This is a genomic window from Variovorax sp. GW823-FHT02B07, assembly GCF_058797695.1.
On the sequence record NZ_JBXAJX010000001.1, the window covers coordinates 1,096,276 to 1,108,298 of the forward strand.

Sequence of the window (12,023 nt, forward strand, 5' to 3'; positions counted from 1 at the left end):
ACCTTGGAACTGACGGATCTGATTCTTCCCGCACTGGCCGCATTCGCCGTGGTGCAGCTGGTGCTGGTCATCTGGCTGCTGGCCCGCCGGCCACCCCCACCTGATCACAGCGAAATGCTGGGCGTGCTCGCCGCCATGGGCCGCGCCAACGAACGCACCGAGCGCGAGCTGCGCCACGAGATCGGCGAAAGCTCGCGCGGTGCACGCCAGGAAACCGCGCAGGCCTTCGCCACCTTCCAGCAGTCGCTGGTGCAGCAGGGCGCCGAGGCCACGCGCACGCAGAACGCGCAGCTCGACGCCTTCGCGCTGCAGCTCGCGTCGCTGCAGAAGACCCTGGCCGACACGCTGAACACCCAGCTGCAGGGGCTGAGCGAATCGAACGCGCGCCGCCTTTCCGAGGTGCGCACGACCATGGAAACCCAGCTCGCCCAGCTGCAGCAGAGCAACACCGCCAAGCTCGACGAGATGCGCAAGACCGTCGACGAGAAACTGCAGAGCACGCTCGAGGCGCGCCTGGGCGAAAGCTTCAAGCAGGTGGCCGACCGGCTCGAGCAGGTGCACAAGGGCCTGGGCGAGATGCAGACGCTGGCCGTCGGCGTGGGCAGCCTGCAGCGCGTGCTGACCAACGTGAAGACGCGCGGCATGTTCGGCGAGGTGCAGCTCGAGGCGCTGCTCGAGCAGGTGCTCACGCCCGAGCAGTACGCGCGCCAGGTCGAGACCAAGCCGCGCAGCGGCCAGCGCGTCGACTTCGCGATCCGCTTTCCGGGGCGCGGCGACGACGGCGCGCCGGTGTGGCTGCCGATCGACGCCAAGTTTCCGCGCGACGACTACGAACGCCTCATCGACGCCCACGAGCGCGCCGATGCGGCCGGCGCCGAGGCCGCGGCCAAGGCGCTCGAGACGCGCATCCGCGTCGAGGCCAAGTCGATCGCCGAGAACTACCTCGCGGCACCGCACACCACCGATTTCGCGATCCTGTTCCTGCCGGTCGAAAGCCTCTACGCCGAGGTGCTGCGCCGCCCCGGCCTGATGGACGCCATCCAGCGCCAGCACCGCGTGACGCTGGCCGGCCCGACCACCTTGCTCGCCATGCTCAACAGCCTGCACATGGGCTTTCGCACGTTGGCGCTGGAGCGCCAGGCCTCCGAGGTTTGGAAGGTGCTGGGCGCGGTCAAGACCGAGTTCGAGCGCTACGGCGAATGGGTGGCGCGCATCAAGGAGCAGGTGGCCAAGGCCTCCGACACCATCGACAAGGCCGACACGCGCGCCAAGCAGATGCGCCTGGCGCTGCGCAAGGTCGAGGCCTTGCCCGAGGCGCAATCGCAGGCGCTGCTGCCGCCCACGGCCGACACTGACAGCGAGGCCGACGACACCCCGTGAAAGGTTCTGAACTGCTGCGCGTCATCGTGGCGCAGGTCTGTTTGCACGCCACGATGGCGGGCATGCGGCTCGCCACACCGCTGCTCGCGCTGCAGCAAGGCTACAGCGCAGCGGCCGTCGGCCTGCTGATCGCGCTGTTCGCGCTGACCCAGGTGTTTCTGGCGTTGCCGGCCGGGCGCTTCGCCGACCGGCACGGGCTCAAGCGGCCGCTGTGGCTGTCGGTGATCGCGGCCTCGGGCGGGGCAGGGCTGGCGCTGGTTTTTCCGGTGTTCCCCGTCATGTGCATCGCCGCGCTGCTGACCGGCGGCGCCACCGGCGCGACCGTCATCGCGCTGCAGCGGCACGTGGGCCGCTCGGCCACCGACCCGACGCAGCTCAAGCGCGTGTTCAGCTGGCTGGCCATCGCGCCGGCGGCGGCGAACTTCGTCGGGCCCTTCCTGGCCGGGATGCTGATCGACCACGCCGGCCGCGCGCCGGCTGACCTGCTGGCCTTTCGCATCTGCTTCGCCGTGATGGCCTTTTTGCCGCTGCTGTGCTGGCTGCTGGCGCGCGGCGCGCACGAGCCGCCGCGGGTGGCGCCGGTGCCGGGCGCCGCGCCCACGCGGGCCTGGGACCTGCTGCGCGAGCCGATGTTCCGCCGCCTGCTGTTCGTGAACTGGCTGCAGTCGTCGAGCTGGGACGTACACGCTTTCGTGCTACCGGTGCTGGGCCACGACCGGGGCATCAGCGCCTCGGTGATCGGCACCATCCTCGGCGCCTTCGCGATCGCCGCGGCAGTCATCCGCATCGTGCTGCCGCTGATCGCGTCGCGTGCGTCGGAGCGCAGCGTGATCCTGAGCTCGACCGTCGTCACGGCGGCCGTGTTCGCCATCTACCCGCTGCTGAATTCACCGTGGACCATGGGCATCTGCTCCGTGGTGCTGGGCTTCGCGCTCGGCGCGGTGCAACCGATGGTGATGAGCATGCTGCACCAGATCACGCCGCATGCGCGGCATGGCGAGGCGCTGGGGCTGCGGCTCATGACCATCAACGCGTCGAGCGTCGCGATGCCGATGCTGTTCGGCTCGCTCGGTGCGCTGATCGGCATTGCCGGCGTGTTCTGGGTGGTGGGCGGTGTGCTGGCATTGGGCGCCAAGGCGACCTGGGGATTGAAGCTGTGACGGCGGTTTGAATCCCACGTTGCAAATAACAGTAATTCTCATTTGATTGACAGAATACTGACTCGAAGTCAGTATCGACGCCTTCTTTCTTCCTGACCCGAAGGCGTCCATGGACTCCCATTCCCCGTCGGCGGCTGCCGACCCGCGCCGCCGCCTGGCCCTGGTGGCGGCGGTCTACCTCGGCAGCTTCATCGCCACGCTCGACGTGAGCATCGTCAACGTGGCGCTGCCCACGCTGCAGCGCGCGCTCGCGACCGACCTGGCCGGGCTGCAGTGGGTGATCGACATCTACGCGCTGTGCCTGTCGGCCTTCATGCTGTCGGCCGGCCCGATCGGCGACCGCTACGGCCGCAAGCGCGCTTGGCTGGCCGGCGTGGTGGTCTTCACCGTGGGCTCGGCGATGTGCGCGATGGCGTCGGGCCTGCCGATGCTGCTCGCGGGCCGCGCGGTGCAGGGCGTGGCGGGCGCGCTGATGATTCCGGGCGCGCTGTCGCTGCTGGCGCATGCCTTCCCCGAGCCGGCGAGCCGCGCGCGGGTGATCGGCGGCTGGTCGTCGTTCACGGCGCTGTCGCTGATCCTCGGGCCGATGCTCGGCGGGTTGCTGGTGGACCACGCGGGCTGGCAGAGCATCTTCCTCATCAACCTGCCGATCGGCGTGCTGACCGTGGTGCTGGGCATGTGGGGCCTGCGCGAGTCCTCGCACCCCGAGCACGCGGCGCTCGACCCGGCGGGCCAGGTGCTCAGCGTGCTCTGGCTGGGCGCGCTGACCTACGGGCTGATCGCTGCGGGCGAACACGGCTGGGGCTCGCGCCACGCGGCGGTCGCGCTCGTCGCGGCGGCTGTCGGGCTGGCGCTGTTCCTGGCCGTGGAGGCGCGCGTGGAACGGCCGCTGCTGCCGCTCGCGCTGTTCCGCGACGCGCGCTTTTCGGTCACCAACTTCGCCTCGTTCGTGCTGGGCTTTTCGACCTACGCCAGCCTGTTCTTCTTCTCGCTGTTCCTGCAGCAGGTGCAGGGCTGGTCGGCCAGCGAGACCGGCTGGCGGCTGGTGCCGCAGTTCGTGGCGACCGGCCTCGTGGCCTCGCAGTTCGGCCGGCTGGCGCGCCGCTTCGAGGTGCACACGCTGATGGTCGCGGGCTACGGGCTGATCGGCGTGGCGATGCTGCTGCTGACGCTGTTCTCGGCCGACACGCCCTACCTGCCGCTGGCGCTGCTCTTCGTGGCGCTGGGTGCGGGCGCGGGCCTGGCCGTGCCGGCCACGAGCACGGCGGTGATGGCCTCGGTGCCTGCGCAGCGCTCGGGCATGGCCTCGGCCACCATGAACGCGCTGCGCCAGGGCGGCATGCTGATCGGCATCGCGCTGCTCGGCACGCTGATGCGCACGCGGGCCACCGCGCTGATGGCCGAGTCGCTCGCGCGTGCCGGCGTGCCCGATGCACCGCAGGCCGCCGTGGCGGCGGTGTCCCGCCACGACCTCGGCGCGCTGGCCGCGCTCGACCCGGGCGTGGCGCAGCGGCTCCTGAGCGATGCGCTCGCGGGCGGTTTCCACGCCGCGATGGCCTGTGCCGGCGTGGCCGGCCTGGTGGCGGCGGGGCTGCTGCTGCGCGTCAGGCCGCGGGCCGCCGCGCTTGCAGCCGCCACGCGCGCCTGAGCCGTTCGCCATGCCCGCCGTCCGCATTCCCTTCCTGCGCCGCAGTGCCCGGCGCCTTCCGGTTCTCTACAAGGAGTCTTTCATGATCCGTCACGAACTCAGTCAATGGCCGCTGGTCATCAGCGTGTCCGCAGGCCTGCAGACGCTGGAAAGCCTGCAGGCCTTCACCGAGGACTGGAACCGCTGGCTCGACCGCGGCGAGCCCTTTGTCTCGCTGCGCGTGTTCGCGGATGCCGACGCGCTGGTGCATCCCGAGGGCAGCGCCCAGAGTGCCAAGCAGTGGCTGCAGGCGCGCGGCGCCGACATCCGCCGCCATATGATGGGCATGGCGAGCGTGGTGCCCGCCGACCAGTTCGAGAAGATCAGCAAGATGAACGTCGAAAAACTCTTCGGCATTCCCGCGAGCACCTTCGCCCGCACCGACGAGGCCCTGGCCTGGCTGCGCGAGCGCGTGCTGGCCCCGCGCGGCCTGCGTCTCGATGCTGCGGCCGTGCGCGCCGCCATCGACACGGCACGCGCCGGTACCTGAGCATGACAAGCAGCAGCCCCGACGACGCCCCCGCCACCGCCGCGCGCCGTCGCACCAAGGCGCCGCAGACCCGCGCCGTCGCGCTGATGGACGCCGCCGAGCAGCTGTTCATCGCCAAGGGCATCCCCGCCACCAGCATCGACGACATCGCCGCCGGTGCGCAGGTGGCCAAGGGCACCTTCTACCTGTACTTTCCCTCGAAGGAGGCGCTGCTCGGCGCGCTGCAGCAACGCTTCGTCGACACCTTCTGCGCCCGCCTGCAGGAGGCGATGGACCGCCACGCGCCGGGCAAGTACCGCGCGCGGCTCAAGGCCTGGGTGGAAGCGGGGCTGGAGACCTACCTGGACAACGTCGCGCTGCACGACGTGGTGTTCCACGAGTACCGGCCCGAGGACCGGCGCATGCGTAACGACAACGTCGTCATCACGCAGCTGGTCACCCTGCTGAAACAGGGCGACGCCGCGGGCGTGTGGGAGGTCGAGGACGCGACGCTGACGGCCGTGATCCTCTTCAATGCGCTGCACGGCGTGGCCGACGATGCCGTGGCCATGGGGCCGCACGCGAACCCCGTGGCCGACCGCCGCCGCCGCGCCCGCGCGCTCACGCGCTTCTTCGAGCAGGCCCTGCGGCCCGACGACAGCGACGACGCCTGACCCGGGGCGGTCAGAGTTTGTAGAAACGCTTGATGGCGTCCCACGCGTCTTCGGGCGCGTCGACGTATTCGAAGAGCTTCACGTCGCCAGGCGAGATCACGCCTTCGTCGACCAGGAAGTCGAAGTCGATCAGTTTCTTCCAGTAGTCCGAGCCGAAGAGCACGATCGGCACCGGCTTCGACTTCTTGGTCTGCACCAGCGTGATCACCTCGAACAGCTCGTCGAGCGTGCCGAAGCCGCCCGGGAACGCCACCAGCGCCTTCGCACGCATCATGAAATGCATCTTGCGGATCGCGAAGTAGTGGAACTTGAAGCTCAGCGCCGGCGTGACGTAGGGGTTGGCTTCTTCTTCCATCGGCAGCGCGATCGCCAGGCCGACCGAGAGGCCGCCGGCCTCGTGCGCGCCGCGGTTGGCCGCCTGCATGATGCCGGGGCCGCCGCCGGTGCACACGAAGAGCTTGTCCTGCGGTTCCTTCTTCTCGCTGTACTGCGCGACCAGCTTGCCGAAGGTGCGCGCCTTCTCGTAGTAGTGCGAGTTGCGCGAGAGCCGGCGCCAGCGCTCGGCCAGGGGCGTGTCGCCGGCCGCCTCGGCCTGCGCGACCAGCGCGGCGGCTTCGTCCTTGCTGCGGAAACGCGCGCTGCCGAAGACCACCACCGTGTTCTCGATGCCGTGGGCGCGCTGCTCCAGGTCGGGCTTCATCAGCTCGAGCTGCATGCGGATGCCGCGCGTTTCGCGGCGCAGCAGGAACTCGGGGTCGGCAAAGGCCAGGCGCGAAGGATCGGGATCGAGGGGCAGGCCCCGGTCGGAATGGGACTGCAGCGTGGCCCAGGCATCGGCCAGGCGCTTGTCGTGAATGTTGTGCGTGTTGTTCATGAAACGGTCGTCGAACGGAATTGGCTTGGCATTGTGCGCCGATGCAACCCGCGTGCCCGCCAACGAAAAAGGCTCCTTGCGGAGCCTTCGTCGTGGTGGTGGTCAGCCGGGTGCAGACGCGCTCAGACGCGCTTGCGGTATTCGCCGGTGCGGGTGTCGATTTCGATCTTGTCGCCTTGCGACACGAACAGCGGCACGCCGACTTCGAAGCCGGTGGCGATCTTGGCAGGCTTCATGACCTTGCCCGAGGTGTCGCCCTTGACGGCCGGCTCGGTCCAGGTGATTTCGCGCTCGACGCTGGTGGGCAGTTCGACCGAGATGGCCTTGCCGTCGTAGAACACCACTTCGACGGCCATGCCGTCTTCGAGGTAGTTCAGGGCGTCGCCCATGTTCTCGGCTTCGACTTCGTACTGGTTGTACTCGGCGTCCATGCAGACGTACATCGGGTCGGCGAAGTAGGAGTAGGTGCACTCCTTCTTGTCCAGCACGATCTGGTCGATCTTGTCGTCGGCCTTGAAGACCACTTCGGTGTTGAAGTTGGCGATCAGGCTCTTCATCTTCATGCGCACGGTGGCGCTGTTGCGGCCGCCGCGGCTGTATTCGGTCTTGAGGACGACCATCGGGTCCTTGCCGTGCATGATGACGTTGCCGGCGCGGATTTCTTGAGCGATTTTCATATCAGGTTCTCTGGATGTTGGCCGCTCGGTGCGCGGGGCCCTCGGCGCTGCATGCCGTCGTATCTGGCCCCGCCGTACATGTCCCGCGGCAGGTTTGGCGAAAGGCGTCCCCGACCGTGGCGGCCAGGGCTGAATTCCGCAAAGCCCGCTATTTTAGCTTTTTCCGGCGACCAGCTGCCGCAACTGGGCCAGCAGATCGTCCTGCGCGAGCAGCCTGTCGCGCGCCGCACGGGCGGTTTCGCGCCAGGCCTCCAGCGGGCCGGGCGCGGGCAGGGGCGCGCCGCCGAAGCCGTTCCAGGCGTGGTGAAAAAGCCGCAGCCCCGGCGGGGCGCCGAGCCAGTCGAGCCAGGCGTTGAGCTTGACGTGGTGCGCGTCGTCGTCCTGCGGGTAGATCTGCCAGACCAGCGGCGCGCCGGCCCAGAGGGCACGCACCAGCGAGTCTTCGCCGCGCACGAAATTGAGGTCGCAGGCCCACAGCAGGTGGTCGAAATCCGCCTGGCTGAGGTAGGGGAGATATGAAATTGATAGCGAACTCCGGCCGCCCGGTGGGCGATCGGGCGCGTCGGTGTTCGCAAGGCAGGCCTGCACCGCATGCGCGGCCCGGCCTGCGGTGACCAGCAAGCGCGTGGGCGCCGGGTCGGCGGCCAGTTGGGCGAGCAGGGCGGCCAGCGCGGGCGGCTCATAACAGAAGAGCGACACCAGGCGCTCGCCTTCCTGCCAGGGAATCTGCTGCGCCTCCAGCCAGCGCGCCCGGTCGAAGCGCGCCTGGCGCGCCATCAGGTCCGGCTCGCGCAGCAGGCCGCCGGTCGCGGGCGTGAAGCCCGGGTAGAAGAAACGTTTCGTCAGTCCGGCGCCCGGGCCCTTGAACACGGGCGAGGGCAGCCGGTGGAGTTTCTCGACATAGGGCTCGGCCGACAGGTACTCGAGGTTGATCCAGGCCTGCGCGTGGTCCGGGGCTTGCGCGAAACGCGCGATGAGCTCGGGCTCCGGGTCGCAGCCGAAGGCCTCGACCAACACGTTTGGCACAGGGTCGGCGACGGCACGGCGCACAGCTTCGGCGTCGGACCAGTCGATCACCTGCACGCCGTCGCAGCCAGCCGGCGCCATCCAGTTCAGTGCCGTCGGGTCGTCGACCCACAGCCGCGCGCGTTCACCCGCCGCCGCCAGCTGGCTGGCCAGGCGCCAGCAGACGCCCAGGTCGCCGTGGTTGTCGATGACCTTGCAGAAGATGTCCCATTGCATGCGCGTGCCCATGGCCGCGAGTGTGCCTGTCTTCGCGGTCGCTCAGGCGCGGGCGAAAACGCGGCCCGCTTGCTATGCTGCCCTCGCCACAACAACCATCGGAGAGAGCCAGACCATGAGGATGCAGACCCGTCGCCGTTCGTCGTTTTCTTCTTCGCCCTTGAGCAGCGCCAAACGCGGCGTGCTCGCGCTCTCGCTGGCCCTGGCCGGCATCGCCGGCGCCCAGGCCCAGACCGCGCCGCTCACCGCGCAGCAGCAGCGCTTTCGCGAGATCTACAAGGAACTGATCGAGATCAACACCACCCACTCGGTGGGCGACAACACGGTCGCGGCGCGGGCCATGGAAAAGCGGCTGGTCGACGCGGGCTTCGCGCCCGGCGACATCCAGATCTTCGAGCCCTTCCCTAAGAAGGGGAACCTGGTGCTGCGCTTCAAGGGCGACGGCAGCAAGAAGCCGCTGCTGCTGCTGGCCCACATCGACGTGGTCGAGGCCCGCCGCGAAGACTGGAAGACAGACCCCTTCAAGCTGCAGGAAACCGGCGGCTACTTCACGGCGCGCGGCGCCATCGACGACAAGGCCATGGCCGCGGCGCTGGTCTCCGTGCTCGGGCAGCTCAAGCAGGAAGGCTTCAAGCCCAAGCGCGACATCATCCTGGCCCTCACCGCCGACGAGGAGCGCGGTGACGCGCTCAGCAACGGCGCCTTCTGGCTCATCAACAACAAGCCCGAGCTGCTGCAGGCCGAGTTCGGCATCAACGAAGGCGGCGGCGGCGAGCTGCGCGGCGGCAAGCCGAACCTGCACCGCATGCAGGTGGCCGAGAAGATGTACACCACCTACATGCTCGAGGCGCGCGACGTGGGCGGCCACAGCTCGGTGCCGACCAAGACCAACCCGATCTACGCGCTCTCGGCCGGCCTGGAGCGCCTGGGCAACTACGCCTTCCCGATCAAGCTCGCGGACGTCACCAAGACCTACTTCGCGCGCAGCGCCCCCTTCGCTACCGGCCAGCTGGCCGACGACATGCGCGCCATCGGCAGCGGCAACCCCGACGCCGGCGTGCTCGAGCGCATGACGGCCAACCCGGCCTACAACGCGCAGCTGCGCACCACCTGCGTGGCGACGATGGTGCAGGCCGGCCATGCCGAGAACGCACTGCCGCAATCGGCCAAGGCCACGGTCAACTGCCGCATCCTGCCGCACGATGACCCTGAAGAAGTCGAGCGCCTGCTGACCCAGGCCGTGGGCAACGACAAGATCGTGGTGCGCAACATGGGCAAGCCGCTGCGCAGCCCGGCCTCGCCGCTCAACGGCGACCTCGTGAAGACGGTCGAGACGCTCACGCAGCAGATGTGGCCCGGCGTGCCCGTGGTGCCCGCGATGAGCACCGGCGCCACCGACAGCCGGTTCCTCCGCAACGCCGGCATCCCGATGTACGGCGTGACCGGCATGTTCCTCGAGCCGGCCGATGCGCGCGCGCACGGGCTGGACGAGCGCATCGAGATCCGGCGCCTGTACGACGGGCGCGAGTTCCTGTACCGGCTGGTGTCGGAAGTCGCGAAGTAAATCAACAGGTGATCAGGCAAGGGAGGGGGCTGGCGCAGCGAAGGCGGCGCCAGCCCCCTTGTCGTTCAGGGCGTGAAGGTGTCGCCCAGCACGATGCCTTCGCGGCGCGGGTCTGCGCCGCCGGTCAGCACGGGCTTGCCGCCGACGTTCGTGCGGATGATGGTGCTCACGCCGCTGGACTGCGCCCCGAGGTTCACCGTGTGGCCGAGCGCGCGCAGGCCGGCGATCAGCGGATCGTTGTTGCCTGAGTTCGAGGTGTCGATGGCCGGGTGCTCGCCGCCCACGTTGGTGAGGCTGTAAGTGGCGCCGGCGGGCGTCGGTGGCGGGGTGTTGGTGGCACCGAAGTCGACCAGTGACGTGGCTTGTTGCGCATCGAGTCCCCAGTCGAGCGCGCCAACCAGTGTCTTCACCACGTACTGGATGATCGTGCCGCCGCCCGGCGAACCTGTTCCCATCACGAACTCGCCCATGCTGCCGTCGGCGTTCTTCTTGAACACCAGTGTCGGCGCCATCGTGCTGCGCGGGCGCTTGCCGGGCGCGACGCGGTTGGCGAACTTCACGTTCGGGGTCACCGAGGTGTCGATCGGGTTGAGTGCGAAGTCGGTCAGCTGGTTGTTCAGCAGGAAGCCCTGCGTCATGTGGAACGAGCCCATGCTGCCTTCCACCGTCGTGGTCATCACGACCACGTTGCCTTGCTTGTCGACGACGGTGAAGTGCGTGGTGCCATGCTCTTCGGTCTTGTCGATGCCCAGCGGCACATCGCCCCGGTCGCCAGCCTTGGCGAGATTCATGCTCTTCGTCAGGCTGATGAGGCTGGCGCGGCCCTGCAGGTAGGACTTGTCGATCAGCATGGCGGGGCTGCCGCCGGGCAGCGGCACGAAGTCGGTGTCCGCCACGTACTTGTCGCGGTCGGCATACGCCAGCCGCTCGGCTTCGCTCACCAGGTGCACGCCCATCACGCTCGGCTTGCCGCCTTCGAGGTCGATGGCGGTCGGCTTGTACAGGCCCAGGTTGAAGGTCTCGAGGATGCCGAGGGTCGCCACTACCGCGATGCCGCCCGAGGACGGCGGCGACATGCTGCAGATGTAGTACTCGCGGTAGGTGCTGCAGACTGGATCGCGGCGCTTGGCCTTGTAGTTGGCCAGGTCGGCCAGCGTGGTCTTGCCGGGCGTGATGGCGGAGCCGTCGCTGGCTGCCGTGGTGATGCCGATCTTGTCGACGATGCCCTGGGCGATGTCGCCTGTGTAGAAGGCGTTGGCGCCCTGTGTGGCGATCGTGTTCAGCGTCCTGGCATAGGCCGGGTTCGTGAGCTTGGTGCCCAGCGCCTTGGGCGTGCCGTCGGCGTTGAAGAAGTAGGCCGTGGCGTCGGCGTCGCGCTTCAGGTATGCCGCGGAACCCGCGATGGCGCCCGCCATGCGTCCACCGATCAGGAATCCGTCGGACGCCAGTGTGATGCCGTAGCCGAACAGGTCTTTCCAGGGCAGCTTGCCGTGGTCTTGATAGGCGAGGTCGAGCATGCGCACGGCGCCGGGCGTGCCGATGGAGCGGCCGCTCCAGCGGGCGCCGCCGGGCTTGGGTGCGGTTTGGTCGTTCGTGTCGTCGATCCAGCGCAGGTAGTTCTCGGTGGCTGCGGCAGGCGCCGTCTCGCGACCGTCGTAGGCCTGCACCTTCTTCGTCGCCGCGTCGTAGTGAAGCATGAAGGCACCGCCGCCCAGGCCGCTCGACTGCGGCTCGACCAGGCCGAGCACGGCCTGCACCGCCACCGCCGCATCGACCGCGCTGCCGCCGGCTTTCAGCACGTCGCAGCCGGCGCGCGTGGCCAGCGGATGGTTCGCGACCACCATGTAGTTCTTGGCGTACACCAGCTTGTGGCCGGGCACGTAGCCCGACGCCGGCTCGGGCGCGGCCGGATCGCCCGGGTCGCCCGAGCCGACGACCACGGAGGTGCCGCTGCTCGGGATCTGGCAGCCGTTGTCGGCGGCGGGCGGGGTCGTGGGCGTGGGCTGGTTGGCCGCGTTGATCGCGGCAATGGCCGCGACCAGTGCGGCGTTGTTCTGCGCGTTGTTGTTGCTGTTGCCGCCGCAGCCGGCCACGGCCAGCGAGAGCGCGAGGGGCGTCAATGCCCACCATGCGCGCACGGAGTTCTTCTTCATGAATATTTCCCTTTGCTGTTAATTTGAATGCCAAAAAAGACAATGGGCGCCCCCCGGCGCCCGCTGCGATCTTGAGCACATTCCGTTCCTGTCCGTGTCGCCTTTGCGTCGGGCCCAGCCGGCCCTCACGCCGCGCGCCACAA

At 68.9% G+C, this 12,023-nt stretch carries 10 protein-coding genes; 6 read left to right on the forward strand and 4 right to left on the reverse strand.

Annotated elements, in window-relative coordinates; translation table 11 throughout:
- Nucleotides 1–9: 9 nt before the first annotated feature.
- From AC1RGU_RS05110 to AC1RGU_RS05130, 5 genes are all read left to right on the forward strand, one after another.
- Entirely contained in the window at nt 10–1,380 is a 1,371-nt protein-coding gene (locus AC1RGU_RS05110; protein ID WP_492696442.1) for a DNA recombination protein RmuC, read from the forward strand.
- Entirely contained in the window at nt 1,377–2,540 is a 1,164-nt protein-coding gene (locus tag AC1RGU_RS05115) for an MFS transporter (protein ID WP_492695185.1), read from the forward strand. Before AC1RGU_RS05110 ends, AC1RGU_RS05115 begins: the two co-directional genes overlap by 4 nt.
- Nucleotides 2,541–2,649: 109 nt before the next feature.
- A complete protein-coding gene (locus tag AC1RGU_RS05120) occupies nt 2,650–4,188 on the forward strand; it encodes an MFS transporter (protein ID WP_492695187.1) in 1,539 nt (512 codons plus the stop codon).
- Nucleotides 4,189–4,270: 82 nt separating this feature from the next.
- Nucleotides 4,271–4,717 (forward strand): hypothetical protein, encoded by a 447-nt coding sequence (locus AC1RGU_RS05125; protein ID WP_492695189.1) that lies wholly within the window; start codon nt 4,271–4,273, stop codon nt 4,715–4,717.
- Between the two features lie 2 nt (nt 4,718–4,719).
- Nucleotides 4,720–5,370, forward strand: coding sequence for a TetR/AcrR family transcriptional regulator (locus tag AC1RGU_RS05130; RefSeq protein WP_354347215.1), 651 nt, complete (start codon nt 4,720–4,722; stop codon nt 5,368–5,370).
- A gap of 10 nt (nt 5,371–5,380) precedes the next feature.
- Here the strand turns inward: AC1RGU_RS05130 and AC1RGU_RS05135 are convergent, their stop codons facing one another.
- The 3 genes from AC1RGU_RS05135 to earP all read right to left on the reverse strand — a co-directional run bounded on the left by AC1RGU_RS05135 (nt 5,381) and on the right by earP (nt 8,175).
- The gene (locus tag AC1RGU_RS05135) at nt 5,381–6,244 is read right to left on the reverse strand and encodes an LOG family protein (RefSeq protein ID WP_492695191.1); all 864 of its coding nucleotides are present in this window, start codon (nt 6,242–6,244) and stop codon (nt 5,381–5,383) included.
- A gap of 122 nt (nt 6,245–6,366) precedes the next feature.
- Nucleotides 6,367–6,921 (reverse strand): elongation factor P, encoded by a 555-nt coding sequence (efp, locus tag AC1RGU_RS05140; protein ID WP_062479082.1) that lies wholly within the window; start codon nt 6,919–6,921, stop codon nt 6,367–6,369.
- 153 nt (nt 6,922–7,074) lie between these two features.
- A complete protein-coding gene (gene earP / locus AC1RGU_RS05145) occupies nt 7,075–8,175 on the reverse strand; it encodes an elongation factor P maturation arginine rhamnosyltransferase EarP (protein WP_492695193.1) in 1,101 nt (366 codons plus the stop codon).
- A 103-nt stretch (nt 8,176–8,278) separates the two neighbouring features.
- Here earP and AC1RGU_RS05150 point away from each other — a divergent pair, with 103 nt between their 5' ends.
- Nucleotides 8,279–9,727, forward strand: a complete 1,449-nt coding sequence (locus tag AC1RGU_RS05150; protein ID WP_492695195.1) for a M20/M25/M40 family metallo-hydrolase — start codon at nt 8,279–8,281, stop codon at nt 9,725–9,727.
- 65 nt (nt 9,728–9,792) lie between these two features.
- On the opposite strand, the gene AC1RGU_RS05155 is transcribed toward AC1RGU_RS05150, so the two are convergent.
- Nucleotides 9,793–11,880 (reverse strand): gamma-glutamyltransferase family protein, encoded by a 2,088-nt coding sequence (locus AC1RGU_RS05155; protein WP_492695197.1) that lies wholly within the window; start codon nt 11,878–11,880, stop codon nt 9,793–9,795.
- Between the last annotated feature and the right edge of the window lie 143 nt (nt 11,881–12,023).